Consider the following 14,537-nt stretch of genomic DNA (forward strand, 5'->3'; position numbering starts at 1 on the left):
GTCCGTTTTATCGGGTGAAGATCACCCCTTGACCGCTATCAGTCCGCCTGCCCCTTCTGCTCTGCGGTGTCCGGATAGTCAGCCTGACTGGGCCAGGCATTGATCACCGCCTTGATCAACGTGGCCAGGGGGATGGCAAAGAACACACCCCATAGTCCCCACATCCCGCCGAAAAGCAGGATAGCGGTAATGATCGCCACGGGGTGAAGATTTACCGCTTCCGAGAACAGCAACGGCACCAGAATATTGCCATCGATAAACTGGATGACGCCGTAAATCACCATCACCAAGGCAAAATCCCCGCTCCAGCCAAACTGCACATAGGCTGCTGCTGCCACCGGCAGTGTTACCACAGTGGCGCCAATATAGGGCACTACCACAGACAACCCTACCAGCACCGCCAGCAACACGGTGTAATGCATGCCCAGCAGCAGGAAAGCGATAAAGGTGGCACTGCCTACCAGCAGGATCTCGATGGCCTTGCCGCGCACATAGTTGGCAATCTGATCATCCATCTCATGCCAGACATGGTCCAGAATCCGGCGCCGGCGGGGTAGGAAACGCATCAGCCAGTTGATGATGGTTTGCCGATCCTTGAGGAAAAAGAACACCAGCAAGGGCAGCAACACCAGGAAGACCATCACCTCCACCAGGTTGGGAATGGACGCCAGCGACAGGGTCAATACCCCCTGCCCTGCTTCCGCCACCTGGCGCTGAATTACCGCCACAATGGAATTGACCTGCTCCATGGAGATCACTTCCGGATAATGTTCCGGCAACTGCCTGAGCCAGGTTTCCCCATTCTTGAGCAGATGCGGCAACTGGTCCTGCACCAACAGCAAGGTCTGTCGCCAGACCATGGGCAACAGCACCACCAGGGTAGCGATCAGCAGGCCCAGGAACAGGGTAAAAACCAGATTCACCGCCAGCAAGCGACGCATGCCGTGACGCTCCAGCCCGGAAACCAGCCCCTGCATCAGGTAGGCGATCACGATCGAGGCTAGCACCGGCGCCAACATGCCACCGAAAAACAGAATCACCAGCCCGGCGGTCAGCAATACCACAAGAAGATATACTGCCTCCTCGTCGGAGAAGTACCGTTCGGACCAGTTTTTGAGAATACGTAACATCAGCTCTCCTGTTCGCCACGGCGAATCACAAAGGCATAGTGGCCCTTATTTTCGCCCATGCGAACCAGCTCGTGGCAGGATTGTCTCAAATAGGCAGGAATGTCATCGGCGGAAGCCGCATCGGTGGCGATCACCTCCAGCAGCTGCCCCGGTTTGAGATGTCTCAGCGCCTGCCGGGTCTTCAACAGCGGCATGGGACATTGCAGGCTGGAGGCATCAATCTGCAGGTCGATAGGCTGGTCGCTCATACAGGCGGCTTCATTCGTTGCGGCTCTAGCTGCATTATAGTCACAACCCGGCAACGGAATAAGGGTGGGGTTGTGCCGACTTGCACGAATACTTACGGGAGCATCTTACTTGAAGTTTTTGTTACGCACCGTCTTGTTGTTGACTTGCTGCACGCTGGCAGCGACCAGCGCCAATGACGATCTTCCGGTTCTGGGTGATCCCACCGCCGCACTGATGTCCGCCGACCAAGAGTACCGGCTGGGTCGCGGCTGGCTGCGCGGCCTGCGCGGGCAGACCTCGATCATGTCCGACCCCCTAGTGCAGGAGTATGTGGAAAGCCTTGTCTACCGGCTCGCGTCCTACAGCGACCTGAAAGAACCCAATCTCGACATCGTGGTCATCAACAGCCGCCAGATCAACGCCTTTGCGGTACCCGGCGGGGTCATCGGGCTCAACGCCGGGCTATTCCTCAATGCCCGCGACGAAGGAGAAGTTGGCGGCGTGGTGGCCCACGAAATTGCCCACGTCAGCCAGCGGCATTTTGCCCGCCGCTATCTGGACTCGAAAAAGATGAACACCGCCGTGCTGGCCGCCATGCTGGCCAGTCTGGCAGTCGCCATTGCCGGTGATGGTGAAGCCGGCATGGCAGGTATCGCTGCCACCCAAGCCGGCGCTATCCAGGCGCAGTTGGCCTACTCCCGCCAGAACGAACGGGAAGCGGACCGGGTGGGCATGCAGACTCTGGTCGCCGCCGGCATGGACCCGGATGCCATGCCCCGCTTCTTCGAACGCATGCACAACAGCCAGCGTTTTTCCGGGGATCCGCCCGAGTTTCTGCTCACCCACCCGGTCACCGAAAGCCGTATTGCCGACAGCCGATCCAGGGCGCGCTCCCTACCTACCCCAAGGCTCGCTCCATCCGTCCATTTCCTGCTGGTACAGGCACGACTACAGGCGGCCTTCATTCAAGGCGAAGACCATGCCATCGACCATTTCCGCCAATACAGCAACGAACGCAATGCTCTGGGCCTGCAGGCCGCCCGCTATGGACTGGCGCTGAGTTATCTGCGTGCTGACCACTATGACCAGGCCAGGGAAATCATGCAGGCACTCGCCGAAGAACACCCGGACCAGCTGTGGTTCCGGCTGGGTCTGGTAGAAGTAGCGATGGACGAAGGCAACTATGACGTGGCCATCAGCCAGGCGGAGCGGGTACTGGATCTGTCACCAAACAATTACCCGGCATCCATTTTACTGAGCAAGGCACTACTGCGCAGTGAGCAACCGGCCAGGGCATTGCCGCTACTCAAGCCGCTATTGGGAGACCGCCCCAACAACCCGTATATCTGGGATCTGGCCGCCGATGCCTATGGCAACAGCGGTGACAAGATTCGAGCCCTTCACGCACGGGCTGAAAGCCAGTTCCTGCGTGGCAGGGACCAACAGGCGATGCAACAGATGGAATACGCCTTGCGGGATGCGGAAAATGACTTTGCGCTGTACAGCAAACTCAATGGCCGGCTGCAAACCATGAAGAGATTATCGGAAGAGAGGTTCTGAGACTTTGGGGCATTAGGCCGACCCGTTGGAGCCTTGCTTGCAAGGCGAAGGGTTTTATCAGCCCCGGTGCCCTCTGGAATCTTCGCTTTGCAAGCAAAGCTCCAACGAGACAAGCACAGGGCAGGTCCTATGAAAAAGGCGGCACCGTGTGCCGCCTTTTTCAATTGTCGTGTCCTTACGACTTCAGCGACTTGCCGAAATCCAGCATGCGGTTGAGTGGCACCATGGCCTTTTCCGCCAAGGCAGGATCCACGAAAATTTCCTGGCCCATGCCATTGTCGTCTTCCAGCACCGCCAACATGTTCTGCAGGCCGTTCATGGCCATCCACGGGCAATGGGCACAGCTGCGGCAAGTGGCACCAGAGCCGGCAGTGGGCGCTTCCAGGAAGGTTTTGCCAGGAGCAAGCTGCTGCATCTTGTAGAAGATGCCTTTATCCGTGGCGACAATGAAGGTGTCGTTATCCATCTCGCAGGCAGCCTTGATCAGCTGCGAGGTAGAGCCCACCACATCCGCCATTTCCACCACCGGGGCCGGTGACTCCGGGTGTACCAGAATGGCAGCTTCCGGGTAGGCCGCTTTCAGATCCTGTAGCCCCTTGGCCTTGAATTCCTCGTGCACGATGCAGGCGCCATCCCAGCACAGTACATCGGCACCGGACTTGTCGCGCACATAGCTGCCCAGGTGCTTATCCGGGGCCCAGAGGATTTTTTCGCCGTTGCGGTCCAGATGCTCAATCAGCTCTACCGCAATGGAGGATGTGACTACCCAATCGGCCCGGGCTTTCACGGCCGCCGAGGTATTGGCGTACACCACCACGGTGCGATCCGGATGCTGATCACAGAAATCGGCAAATTCGTCCTCGGGACAACCGATATCCAGCGAGCAGGTGGCTTCCAGGGTCGGCATGAAAACGCGTTTTTCCGGGCTGAGAATCTTGGCGGTCTCGCCCATGAACTTGACCCCGGCCACGATCAGGGTGGACGCCGGATGCTCCTTGCCGAAGCGGGCCATTTCCAGGGAGTCGGACACACAGCCACCGGTCTCTTCCGCCAGGGACTGGATTTCAGGATCCGTATAGTAGTGGGCCACCAGTACCGCATCGCGCTGGTGTAGCAATTCCTTAATGCGCTGGCGGTAGGATGCACGCTGTTCCTCGCTGAGCGAGTCCTCGTGTACCACCTTGGCCAGGTGGGCCTGTACCAGTGCTTGTGCCTCTGCAGTCATTGGCTTCACCGCCTGGGGTTTCCCCCTGATATCAATAGCTTAGGTAATAACCAGAAAATCAGGGCGGGCATAATACCACAACGTGGCGCCGGGGCGGCGCCGCGTAGATACCCTTAAGCGTTAAAATGCGCCCGGACGGGCGGCTTTTCAAGATGCCGGACGATAGTCCGGGCCGGCAGCCACCAGATGCACAGTACTGATGGCTCGCTCCAGGAACGCGCCCTCGCAGTAACACAGGTAGTAATCCCACATACGGATAAAGCGCTCGTCAAAACCCAACTCACGGACTTTCGGCAAGTTCGCCAGAAAACGCTGACGCCAGTGATTCAGGGTCAGGGCGTAGTCATGGCCGATATCATGAAGCTCCGTGGCGACCATGCGGGTATGCTCAGTCAGATGCTGGCACATCACCGACACGCTGGGCAGGAAACCGCCAGGGAAGATATAGCGTTTGATGAAATCGACCTGATTGCGGGCATGCTCGTAGCGCTGATCCGGCACCGTGATGGCCTGCAATACCAGTTTGCCATCCGGTTTTAGCCTTTCTCCGAGCACCTGAAAATAGCTCGGCAGAAACTCCGCCCCCACCGCTTCGATCATTTCCACGGAGACCACCCGATCATACTGACCGGTGAGCTCCCGATAATCCTCTTCCAGCACCGTCACTCTGCCCTCAAGCCCCTCAGCCTGAACCCTTTCACGGGCATGGCGAGCCTGCTCCCGGGAGATGGTGGTGGTGGTGACCTGAACACCATGATGCTTGGCCGCATGAATGGCGAGACCGCCCCAGCCAGTGCCGATTTCCAGCAAGGTCATACCTGGTGCCAGTGACAGGTACTGGCAGATTTTTTCCAGCTTGTAGTCGGAAGCTTCTTCCAGCGGGGCATCCGGACGGGGAAACACCGCGCTGGAGTACATCATGCTGCGATCGAGAAACAGGCTGAAGAAATCGTTGCCCAAGTCATAGTGCGCAGAGATATTGCGGCGTGAGCCCTGCAAGGAATTACGGTTATAGCGGTGCAGCATTTTCAGGGCCGGCCTGGACAACAATGCCATGCCACCTTCCAGGGCTTTCATGGCATCTACGTTGGCAGCAAAGTAACGAATGACTGCCACCAGGTCCGGGCTATCCCAGCCTTTTTCCATGTAAGCTTCTGCCGCGCCCAGGGCACCGCCACTCATCATCATGGTATAGGTGCGCCAATCACGCAGGCGGATAATGGCCGCTTCGCCGTGGGAATGGCTGCCGAGCATGACCTGATTGCCATCGGGTTCGTGAATACGAAGAGCGCCATGCGGCAGAGCGTTGAGCCGAGCCAGCACCAATTTGCGAGCCACGGACTGTGCCCAGCTGATTGTCACACTGTGTTGTAATGAGTTTGTTGTGGCTTTTTCGCCAGACAGCATGCGGTCAATCTCCGTACCGATTGTTACTGTTATTGCCGGGGTGAGAATGAAATCTCGCCCCCTTGCGCCAGAGCCGGAATGCCTGCCAGTAAATGGCACGCATTGTCGCCACGCCCTGGGCACCGAAGCGGAAGATCACCGACCCCATGTTGCCTTTACCAGGGTCCTTAAGGTCCAGCTGCAGCCCAGCCACAAACACGACCTGATCTTCCTTTCTGTCTTCCAACATTAGGCGCAAACCGGGTAAGGCCACGTGAAGATCCCAGTGGTAATCCAGTGCCATAGGCAGAAAGGGCGACACATGAAAGGCCTTGGGGTGGCTCACCACCCAACCACCCTGTTCGTTTTTTTGCAGGTTCAGCGGATAGAAATGCCGCTCCCGCCAGGGGGTGTTCTGCACTTCCGCCAGCATACTGTCCGGCTGTTCGCTGTCCCCGGAGAAATGCAGGTAAAGCACCAGAGGATTGAACAGCGTGCCCAGGGTGCGCCACTGGCCCAACATCACTACCCTGCCCGCCTGCCAATCCAGGCCCAGCTCGACGGCTTTTTCACGCACCTTGTCATTCAGGCTATCCGGGCGCGCATCCACAAAGTCGCTATCGCGAAACACCACCGGCCGCCAGCGCCGGCCCCAGGCCGGATGCCGGGCCAGCATGGCGTCTACTTCCGCCAGATCACACCAGACCATCCACAGGGGGTAATGAAACCCATGACGGAACGGCACCAGGCGCTGGTGCCATACCTTGCCCCTTGCTATCGCCTGGGTAATCACGGGGCAGACTCCGGGGACAATGCCCGCACCACGTTCAAGGCCGACACCACGCCGTCTTCATGGAAACCATTACGGCACCAGGCGCCGGCATACCAGGTGCGCCTTTCGCCATTGCCCGCCAGTAGCGTTTCGCAGGCTACCACTGTATCCGGTGTAAACAGGGGATGGGCAAAATGATAGCGGGCAATGATTTTTTCCGGATCAATTTTGTCCGTCGCATTCAGCGTCACGCAGAAAGTTTCCGGTGCCTGGATGCCCTGCAGAATATTCATGTCATAGGTAACCTGTACACGCTCTTGATCGTCATCGAAAAGCAGGGCATTCCAGCTTGACCAGACCCGCTGACGCCGTGGCAGCAAGCGAATATCCGTGTGCAACACCACCTCATTATCCTGATAACCGAGCCGTGACAAGCACTCTTTCTCGCGGCTATCCGGGTCGTCGAGCAGCGCCATGGTCTGATCGCTGTGGCAGGCAAGAATCAGCTGATCAAACTCTCGCTGTTCACCATTCACCGTGAGAGTGACACCCTGCTCATGGCGGCGTACCGCACTCACCGCTGAACGGGTGTGAAAACGGGCTGAACATTGCTCCACCAAGGGTTTCACATACTGATTGGAGCCCCCCGGCACCACATACCACTGGGGCCGGTTGGTGAGAGAAAGCAGGCCGTGATTCTGGAAAAAGCGGATAAAAAACTTTGCCGGGAACACTTCCATCTGCTCCAGGGAGCAGGACCAGATGGCACCCCCCATGGCGAGAATATAATCCCGACAGAAACGCTCCCCGTAACCATGCCGGCGCAGGTATTCACCCAGCGGCATTTCCCCCGCCTCAGTGTCCAGCAACCCGGGCGCATTGCGATTAAAACGCAGGATGTCGCCGATAAAGCGCCAGTGGGATGGGCTCAGCAGATTGCGCTTCTGGGCAAAAATCCCGCCGAGGCCATCGCCGGAATATTCCAGTCCGTTGCGCTTATCACTGACGGCAAACCCCATCGCCGTGGGCTGGCCCTGCAAACCCAGCTCATCCAGCAGGCGCAGATAGTTGGGGTAGGTGCGGTCATTGAACACAATGAAGCCCACATCAATGGCGTAGTCACCGTGCTCCCGGCTCACCGGCACGGTACAGGTGTGGCCACCGAGGTAGTCGTTGGCCTCGAAGACGTCCACCTGATGATCTCTGGACAGATACCAGGCGGCGGTGAGGCCGCTGATACCGGCACCGACGATGGCAATACGCTGACTCATGCCTGTTCCTTTCTGCTAGTGGGACTGTGATTACTGTCGTCGTACTGGGCCTTGGCGGCCTTGAAAGCCTCGGTAACCCGCTCGCGCACACCGGCATGGGGCACCACCGGCGGCGGATAGTCAGGCGCCAGTAAAGGCTGTTTCCAGGGTTCGTGGACGGTCTTGTTATCCAGCTCGCGCAATGCCGGCACCCAGCGGGCAATAAACTCGCCCTGCGCATCGAAACGCTGGCTCTGGCGGACGGGGTTAAAGACGCGAAAATATGGCACCGCATCAGTACCGGAGGACGCACTCCACTGCCAGCCACCATTGTTGGCGGCAAAGTCTCCGTCAATCAGATGCTGCATGAAAAAACGCTCCCCCAGCCGCCAGTCCAGCCACAGATGTTTGCTGAGGAACATGGCCGTCACCATGCGCAGGCGATTATGCATCCAGCCAGTGGCCACCAATTGCCGCATGGCCGCGTCCACCAGCGGGTAGCCGGTGCGACCCTCGCACCAGGCCTGGAACAGGTCAGGGTCTTGGGACCACTGCAGCAACTCGGTTTCCGGCCGAAACGCACCACCGCGACTGACCCGGGGGAAACGGGCCATGATCTGGCGATAAAAGTCCCGCCAGGCCAGCTCGCCGATCCAGCAAGCGGCCCCGTCCCGGGCGCCCGCATCGGCCATGGCCAGGGTGGCCGCCCGGTAGCAACTGGCCGGCGACAGCGTGCCCGCAGACAGCGCTGCTGACAGGGCACTGGTGGCCGGTTGCGAAGGGAAATCGCGATGCTTGCGATAACCGGCCAGATGATGCTCGGCAAAATCATCCAGTTGTTTCAGTGCCGCAGCCTCGCCCGGTTGCCAGTGACGGGTCAGGGAGTCAGGCACTGTCATCTTCTTGAGAGCACTTTCCACACCCCCTTTGCCCACAAAGCGGCCGTTACCGGCGCCAGCTGCAGGCAATGCGGCCACAGGCTCGAAGTGGCTGTCGAGCCACACATCCCAGCGTTTTTTAAAGGCGCTGAAAACCGTGTATGGCGTCCCCTTACCGGTGTTCAGGGTCCGCGGGGGCACCAGCACGCTGTCATCAAAGCCGGTTATCTGTACCCCCAGCGGCTCTAGCGCCTGGGCCACCGCTCGGTCCCGGTTCAGTTCGTTAAGCGGGTACTCGCGGCTGCAGAAGAGACGTTCAATGCCGTGCTCCCCCACAAAGTCCGCCAGGAGCCCGGGCACGGCGGCAAAGTCGCCGGCGTCCAGCACATGCAGATCCACACCCCGCTCTGCCAGGGCATCGCCCAATTCGAGCAGGCTTTGCAGCACATACCAGCGACGCAGGGGCGCCACATCGTGATTGTCCCATTGCTGCTCACAGAGAAAATAGACGGCAATAACCGGTTCATCCCGCTCCAGCGCCTGCTGCAAGGCACGGTGTGAGTGGATACGTAGATCGTTGCGATACCAGAGCAGATTCATAAAACGTCTCTATCCCCTTCCAGGGCCAACAATTGTTCCGCCACCGCCTGACGATCCCCGGTGAGCCGGGTCACAGAGGCCGGCGGCGCTTCCAGCAATCTGCCCCAGCAGGCCACGGGCCAGGGCTGGTTCTGTTGCGGCCAGAGCCGCTGGCGCTGGCCGGCAGTAGGCCAGCGATCAATCACCCAGAGCACTCCGCAGGGCTGACGGTCGGCCAGAAGCGCACTCAAGGCATCCACGTCCACATCCCGCTGCAAGCACCACAACGGTCGCTGCAGCACCATGGCCAGCTCCAGAGCCGGCAATACATCCCCCACTGGCACCAGTAGCCAGCCAAATTCCCGGCGCTTGGGTGACAGAGACAGGGAACGGGCGGCCCACTTCTGGGTCAGAACCGCTTCCAGCAAAGCCAGATGAGCAGACAGGGAGGGACTGCCGGCGAGCTGCTCGCGCAGGGGGTCGCTGAGTTCGCGAATGACCTGAGCATGGCTGTAATCGGCCAGGAGGCTGTTGAGCAGTTGCTCCAGACGCCGCCCATTCATGGTCTCCAGCGCCAGTAACGCATCCTGGCTTGCCTGGGCCCAGGGCACACCGTTATCCGCTGACAGCAGCGGCTCCTGCTCCCCTGACAGCAAGGACGCCACCTGGCTGATGGGCACGCCCTTTTCCACCCAATGAACAATGCGCCGGATCTGGTCCACTTCGGCGGATCGGTAACGGCGATGACCCTTGGCGGTGCGCTCCGGCTTCAGCAGGCCATAGCGACGTTCCCAGGCACGCAGGGTGACCGGGTTGACGCCACACTGCTCACTGGCCTGCTGGATGGTCAGCACGTCGCTCATACCCGGTTTCTCAGCCCCAGGTCATCCGGATAAGGCGACAGATAACCCTGCTTTTCCAGATACGGCTGCGGCACCTTGCGCATGCCGCCACGCAGCAAGGTCATGGGCACAATCAGCGGCACTTCCTCGCGCAGGTAGGCCTCAATCTGTTCGTTGATCAACGCCCTGTCAGTATCGCTGAGACCCTCACGCAAAAAACCCGCCAGGTGTTGCAAGGTATTCACATGTGCACCTCGCGATACCCGCTTCTTCATGGCGACCATCAGGGCGTGGATGTATTCCTCGGCGATATCCTCCAGCGGACGACTTTTCAGGTCGCTGAGCAGAGGCCCAAGCTGGCGGTACGTTTTCTGGCAGTGGGCTAACAGCTGGAATTTGTGCCGACTGTGGAAGTCGATCAAACGCTGGGCGGTGAGCCCCTGCTCGCGGAGCTGGCACCAGTCGTCGTAGAGGAACACCCGCTCGATAAAGTTTTCCCGCAGGGTGTCGTCGTTGAGCCTGCCCTCTTCTTCCAGGGGCATGAGCGGATAGTGGGTCTGCAGGGCTGCGGCAAACAGGCCACTGGCATCACGGTGCTGCACATTGCCATCGTCGTTATAGACGCGAATGCGCTCCATGCCGCAACTGGGGGATTTGGCCATCAGGATATAGCCCCGCAACGGCGCCAGAGAGGGCATGGTGCGGGTGATGAAATCCTGCATCAGGTCGGTATAGTCGCGACGCCCATCGGTGGTGATCATCCGCAGCTCTCCGCCTTGCTCGGCAAGATGCATGGCCTTGCGCGGCGCACTGAGGCCCGCCCCCATTTCCGGGCACAGGGAACGAAACTGGAAATAGCGGGACAAAACGCCAGTGCAATAGCGGGAATGCTTGTGCCCCTTGTCGTGACGCACTTCCAAGCCCAGCAAACAGGCGCTGATACCGACCGGGATTGTTGCGGAGCTGTTCATGTGCCACCCCATACCTGTACAAGAAATGATGTTTGTACAAGTTTAGGCCGATGTACAGTCAACAACCCGTGAAACTCCCATTGTCGCCATTTTCCTGCATCGGATCCTGAAGGTGCAATCTCGGGCAGCTATCCTTATACTTCTCAAAAAACTGACCATATGGACAGTGCAATGCGTATTCTTGTGTGCGGCGGGCGGGATTTTTCCGATCAGGCATTACTGGCCCGCAGCCTGGCCCGGCTGCTACGTGACAACACCTTCAGTCTGCTGATCCACGGCAACGCCTCTGGCGCGGATCGACTGGCCAGCCAGTGGGCCCATGACAGCGGTGTAGACCAGGTCAGCTACCCGGCCAACTGGGTAGCCCATGGTCGCGCCGCCGGCCCCATGCGTAACCGGCGCATGCTCCACCATGGCCGCCCCCAGGCGATAGTGGCTTTTCCCGGCGGCCGTGGCACCGCCAATATGATTCAACTGGCCGAAGACGCCGGCCTGCCGGTCTGGCAGCCGGCCCTGGACGGCGAGGATGGCCTGCCCACGCCCCAGTGGCTGGTGGCACGCTGAAGAAAACCGGTTTCACCACAGAGGGCACGGAGTTCACTGAGGAAAGTGCATGACCTCTGTGTTCTCTGTGGCCTCTGTGGTGAAAATCGGGTTTTGCCGAGACCAAGATGTGTCGACGGGAGAACAAAAGAAGGGAGTCGGGACAGGGCTGAAACGAAAAAGGGCCCGCCATAGGCGAGCCCTTTTAAATTTGGTGGGTCGTGCTGGATTCGAACCAGCGACCAATTGGTTAAAAGCCAACTGCTCTACCAACTGAGCTAACGACCCGCTCCCGAAGGAGGCGCAAATAATACGGATTTATTTCCGGGAGACAAGGGGAAAACCGATTTTTTTTCCCCTTTACTGATAGTTTGTTGGATCTTTGACCAATGCCTCATCAAAGCCTTGCTTGCGAAGGCGGCAACTGTCGCATTTGCCACAGGCATTGCCATTCTCGTCAGCCTGGTAGCAGGACACCGTGAGCCCATAATCCAGCCCCAGGGCCGTGCCCTGCTGGATTATCTGTGCCTTGCTCAAATGCATCAGCGGGGTCTCCACGCTGATCGGAGACCCTTCCACGCCAGCCTTGGTGGCCAGGCTGGCCATGGCCTGGAAGGCTTCAATGAAGGCTGGGCGGCAGTCCGGATACCCGGAATAGTCCACCGCATTAACGCCGATGTAGATCGCTTCGGCTTCCACTACTTCCGCCAGCCCCAGAGCCAGGGAAAGAAAGACGGTGTTACGGGCCGGCACGTAAGTCACCGGAATCCCGTCACCGCCCTCTTCCGGCACGTCAATGGAGTGGTCTGTGAGCGCTGAGCCACCGATATTGCCCATGCCCAGCTCGATCACCCGATGGCTGAGCGCCCCCAGGGCAGCGGAGACCCGCTCGGCGGCATCCAGCTCGGACCGAGTCCGCTGACCGTAGTCAAAGGCAATGGTGTGGCACTCGTAGCCCTGATCCCGGGCGATAGCCAGGCAGGTGGCCGAGTCCAGGCCGCCGGACAGCAATACCACGGCTTTTTTCATTGATGGCTCTCCTTCAACCGGTCAACTAGCGCCCGCGGGCGTCATTCCAGAGTAGTTTGTGCAGCTGTAGCTGGAACCGAACCGGCAGGCGGTCTGCCACGATCCAGTCAGCCAGCTCACCCGGTGGCAGCTCCCCCTGCACCGGGGAAAACAACACATCGCTGACCCGCTGGTGCAATTGGTGCTGATCCAGCATAAAACGGGCCCAGTCGTAATCCTTGCGGTCCGCCAGCACAAATTTGACCTGGTGATGAGGCTGAAGCAGAGGAATATTCTCCAGCCGGTTGTTGTGCTGTTCCCCGGAGCCCGGGGCTTTCAGGTCCATGACCACGGAGACTCTCGGATCGACACCCGCTATATCCATGGCGCCACCGGTTTCCAGGCTCACATCAAGGCCTCGATCACACAGGGCAGTCAGCAGCGGCAAGCAATTGGGCTGAGCCAGCGGTTCGCCACCCGTAACCGTCACGTAGTGAGCCCCGTAGCTGGCTACCTTTTCCAGAACCGCCTCAAGAGACCATTTCTCCCCACCGGAAAAGGCGTACTCGGTATCACACCACACGCAACGCTGCGGGCAGCCAGTCAGGCGAACGAATACCGTGGGTCGACCCACAGTTCGTGCTTCGCCCTGGAGAGAATAAAAAATTTCGGTCAGACGGAGGTCCACAGCATCTCCTGAGTACCCGGGAGGGGGAAATGCGGCGGATTCTATCACTTTTGCCGGCGTCTGTGCCGCCGGCAAAAGACGGATAGAGAGGTATTACTTATCCAGCTGTTCCAACAGTGTCTTCGCCTGGCTGGCTTCAGAGCTGTCCGGATACTGCTTGATCAGCTTGTGCAGGTTGACCTTGGCCTGGGACACCTGCTCATCACGGGCCTGCATCACCGCCAGGGTGTAGAGGCTGGTGGGTGCCTTGCTGTGCTCCGGATAGTCATCCACTACTGATTGGAACTGGGCTTGTGCCTTGTCCGGCTTAGGGGTTTTCAGGTTGCTGTAGACCTTGCCCAGCCAGAAGTGGGCATGGGCACGGAACTGCCCATTGGGGAAATCATTCAGGTAACCCTCGAAGGCTTCTGCCGCCGCATCAAAGTCTCGCTTGATCAGCTTGTCCTTGGCGGCACTATAGGCGTCACGGTCTGCTTCGGGGTCATTGGGCGCCGCACTGTCGGCGCTATCATCCGGCTGCTCGGTCTTGCCTTGCTCAGCCAGCGTATTGATTCGGGTATCCAGGTCCAGGTAACGCTCACGTTCGGCGTCCTTCATGACCTGTAGTTCATGGCGTAACTCTTCAAGCTGACCCTGTAAATCCTGGATCTGCTCTTCAAACTGTTGTTGCTGCTGCATCAGTAGCAACAAACCATCCTGGCTCATCGGGGCTGCTGCACTGCTGCTACCACCGGATCGGGCCTGGGACAGACTTCTTTCTTCAACGGCCAGCGGCCCGGTGTTCTGTGCTTGCGCACAGAACACCAGGGAGCCGAGCACTACGCCTGCAAGCAGGCGCGTTCGCTTCACTACTTTCATGCCTTACGGACGGCCAGCAGTGTAGTTGATTTCTACGCGACGGTTCTTGGCCCAGTCCATTTCGCTGTGACCGAATGCCGCCGGCTTCTCTTCACCGTAGGAAACGATTTCCAGCTGGGAAGAAGACACACCCTGAACTCGCAGGAACTTCTCTACCGCCTTGGAACGACGCTCGGACAGAGCCACGTTGTACTCACGGGTACCGCGCTCGTCAGCGTGACCTTCCAGACGCAGTTTGGCGTTGGAGTTGTTCTTCAGGTAAGTAGCGTGGGCACGCAGAGTTTCGAAAGCAGCCGCCGGAACGGTGTTGCTGTCGAATGCAAAGTAGATCACCCGGCTGTCGGTGGTGCCATCGTAGTTGGACGGATGGTTGTAGAAGTTGTCAGCTGTCAGCGGGATGCTGCTGGTGTCCGGCTTGGACGGAGTAGACGGCTCAACCGGAGTTACCGGAGAGGTATCAGTCTGCTGGGACATATCGTCAGTGGCAGAGCTGTCGTCTTCAGTCGGGGTGCTGGAACAGGCTGCCAGGGCAGCTGCCAGCATCAGGGCAAACAGCGGGTTAAGAAATGAACGCATGCGTAAAGCTCCTATAATTTCCTAGTATTGGACTCCGAGAATG

15 protein-coding genes and 1 tRNA gene are annotated in these 14,537 nt (G+C 59.0%); 2 read left to right on the top strand and 14 right to left on the bottom strand.

The features are described 5' to 3' along the window. Positions 1–38 precede the first annotated feature (38 nt). A complete protein-coding gene (locus T9A_RS12160) occupies positions 39–1,130 on the bottom strand; it encodes an AI-2E family transporter (protein WP_035248804.1) in 1,092 nt (363 codons plus the stop codon). Continuing rightward, a complete protein-coding gene (locus T9A_RS12165; RefSeq protein ID WP_035248807.1) occupies positions 1,130–1,378 on the bottom strand; it encodes a sulfurtransferase TusA family protein in 249 nt (82 codons plus the stop codon). The genes T9A_RS12160 and T9A_RS12165 overlap by 1 nt, the downstream gene beginning before the upstream one ends. A 109-nt stretch (positions 1,379–1,487) precedes the next feature. Between T9A_RS12165 and T9A_RS12170 the strand changes: the two genes are divergently transcribed. After that, positions 1,488–2,918 carry a M48 family metalloprotease gene (locus T9A_RS12170; RefSeq protein ID WP_035248809.1) on the top strand — a complete coding sequence of 477 codons (1,431 nt, stop codon included), beginning with the start codon at positions 1,488–1,490 and terminating at the stop codon, positions 2,916–2,918. Positions 2,919–3,093: 175 nt separating this feature from the next. Here T9A_RS12170 and nadA read toward each other — a convergent pair whose 3' ends face one another. The 7 genes from nadA to T9A_RS12205 form a co-directional block, all read right to left on the bottom strand. Further along, positions 3,094–4,143, bottom strand: coding sequence for a quinolinate synthase NadA (gene nadA, locus T9A_RS12175; protein ID WP_035248811.1), 1,050 nt, complete (start codon positions 4,141–4,143; stop codon positions 3,094–3,096). 147 nt (positions 4,144–4,290) lie between these two features. Continuing rightward, positions 4,291–5,550, bottom strand: a complete 1,260-nt coding sequence (locus T9A_RS12180; RefSeq protein WP_084573493.1) for an SAM-dependent methyltransferase — start codon at positions 5,548–5,550, stop codon at positions 4,291–4,293. A 4-nt stretch (positions 5,551–5,554) separates the two neighbouring features. Further along, the gene (locus tag T9A_RS12185; RefSeq protein WP_232222104.1) at positions 5,555–6,322 is read right to left on the bottom strand and encodes a DUF1365 domain-containing protein; all 768 of its coding nucleotides are present in this window, start codon (positions 6,320–6,322) and stop codon (positions 5,555–5,557) included. Beyond that, positions 6,319–7,572, bottom strand: a complete 1,254-nt coding sequence (locus tag T9A_RS12190) for an NAD(P)/FAD-dependent oxidoreductase (RefSeq protein ID WP_035248816.1) — start codon at positions 7,570–7,572, stop codon at positions 6,319–6,321. The genes T9A_RS12185 and T9A_RS12190 overlap by 4 nt, the downstream gene beginning before the upstream one ends. After that, positions 7,569–9,029 (bottom strand): cryptochrome/photolyase family protein, encoded by a 1,461-nt coding sequence (locus T9A_RS12195; protein WP_035248818.1) that lies wholly within the window; start codon positions 9,027–9,029, stop codon positions 7,569–7,571. The genes T9A_RS12190 and T9A_RS12195 overlap by 4 nt, the downstream gene beginning before the upstream one ends. Beyond that, positions 9,026–9,871, bottom strand: a complete 846-nt coding sequence (locus tag T9A_RS16670; RefSeq protein WP_052042954.1) for a MerR family transcriptional regulator — start codon at positions 9,869–9,871, stop codon at positions 9,026–9,028. The genes T9A_RS12195 and T9A_RS16670 overlap by 4 nt, the downstream gene beginning before the upstream one ends. Continuing rightward, the gene (locus T9A_RS12205) at positions 9,868–10,821 is read right to left on the bottom strand and encodes a YbgA family protein (RefSeq protein WP_035248820.1); all 954 of its coding nucleotides are present in this window, start codon (positions 10,819–10,821) and stop codon (positions 9,868–9,870) included. Before T9A_RS12205 ends, T9A_RS16670 begins: the two co-directional genes overlap by 4 nt. Positions 10,822–10,992: 171 nt before the next feature. On the opposite strand from T9A_RS12205, the gene T9A_RS12210 reads away from it, so the two are divergent. Next, positions 10,993–11,385 carry a DUF2493 domain-containing protein gene (locus tag T9A_RS12210; RefSeq protein WP_035248822.1) on the top strand — a complete coding sequence of 131 codons (393 nt, stop codon included), beginning with the start codon at positions 10,993–10,995 and terminating at the stop codon, positions 11,383–11,385. Positions 11,386–11,576: 191 nt separating this feature from the next. Here the strand turns inward: T9A_RS12210 and T9A_RS12215 are convergent. The 5 genes from T9A_RS12215 to pal all read right to left on the bottom strand — a co-directional run bounded on the left by T9A_RS12215 (position 11,577) and on the right by pal (position 14,494). Continuing rightward, positions 11,577–11,652: transfer RNA gene (locus tag T9A_RS12215), tRNA-Lys, on the bottom strand. A gap of 72 nt (positions 11,653–11,724) precedes the next feature. Then, positions 11,725–12,393: a 7-cyano-7-deazaguanine synthase QueC gene (queC, locus tag T9A_RS12220; protein ID WP_035248824.1), complete on the bottom strand. Its 669-nt coding sequence runs from the start codon at positions 12,391–12,393 to the stop codon at positions 11,725–11,727. A 25-nt stretch (positions 12,394–12,418) separates the two neighbouring features. Next, positions 12,419–13,060: a 7-carboxy-7-deazaguanine synthase QueE gene (gene queE, locus T9A_RS12225; protein WP_035248827.1), complete on the bottom strand. Its 642-nt coding sequence runs from the start codon at positions 13,058–13,060 to the stop codon at positions 12,419–12,421. 93 nt (positions 13,061–13,153) lie between these two features. Beyond that, on the bottom strand, positions 13,154–13,918 hold the full coding sequence (ybgF, locus tag T9A_RS12230; protein WP_035248829.1) for a tol-pal system protein YbgF: 765 nt from the start codon (positions 13,916–13,918) through the stop codon (positions 13,154–13,156). A 3-nt stretch (positions 13,919–13,921) separates the two neighbouring features. Then, complete coding sequence (gene pal / locus T9A_RS12235; RefSeq protein ID WP_035248831.1) at positions 13,922–14,494, bottom strand: peptidoglycan-associated lipoprotein Pal; 573 nt, start codon at positions 14,492–14,494, stop codon at positions 13,922–13,924. Positions 14,495–14,537 lie beyond the last annotated feature (43 nt).

The organism is Alcanivorax jadensis T9, assembly GCF_000756655.1.
Lineage (GTDB): Bacteria > Pseudomonadota > Gammaproteobacteria > Pseudomonadales > Alcanivoracaceae > Alcanivorax > Alcanivorax jadensis.

Excerpts from the sequence above, each read along its gene's own strand:
- queC (WP_035248824.1), bottom strand. The coding sequence starts at position 12,393 with ATGAAAAAAGCCGTGGTATTGCTGTCCGGCGGCCTGGACTCGGCCACC.
- T9A_RS12160 (WP_035248804.1), bottom strand. The coding sequence starts at position 1,130 with ATGTTACGTATTCTCAAAAACTGGTCCGAACGGTACTTCTCCGACGAG.
- pal (WP_035248831.1), bottom strand. The coding sequence starts at position 14,494 with ATGCGTTCATTTCTTAACCCGCTGTTTGCCCTGATGCTGGCAGCTGCC.
- T9A_RS12190 (WP_035248816.1), bottom strand. The coding sequence starts at position 7,572 with ATGAGTCAGCGTATTGCCATCGTCGGTGCCGGTATCAGCGGCCTCACC.
- T9A_RS12180 (WP_084573493.1), bottom strand. The coding sequence starts at position 5,550 with ATGCTGTCTGGCGAAAAAGCCACAACAAACTCATTACAACACAGTGTG.
- T9A_RS12195 (WP_035248818.1), bottom strand. The coding sequence starts at position 9,029 with ATGAATCTGCTCTGGTATCGCAACGATCTACGTATCCACTCACACCGT.
- T9A_RS16670 (WP_052042954.1), bottom strand. The coding sequence starts at position 9,871 with ATGAGCGACGTGCTGACCATCCAGCAGGCCAGTGAGCAGTGTGGCGTC.
- ybgF (WP_035248829.1), bottom strand. The coding sequence starts at position 13,918 with ATGAAAGTAGTGAAGCGAACGCGCCTGCTTGCAGGCGTAGTGCTCGGC.
- T9A_RS12205 (WP_035248820.1), bottom strand. The coding sequence starts at position 10,821 with ATGAACAGCTCCGCAACAATCCCGGTCGGTATCAGCGCCTGTTTGCTG.
- T9A_RS12210 (WP_035248822.1), top strand. The coding sequence starts at position 10,993 with ATGCGTATTCTTGTGTGCGGCGGGCGGGATTTTTCCGATCAGGCATTA.
- nadA (WP_035248811.1), bottom strand. The coding sequence starts at position 4,143 with ATGACTGCAGAGGCACAAGCACTGGTACAGGCCCACCTGGCCAAGGTG.
- T9A_RS12165 (WP_035248807.1), bottom strand. The coding sequence starts at position 1,378 with ATGAGCGACCAGCCTATCGACCTGCAGATTGATGCCTCCAGCCTGCAA.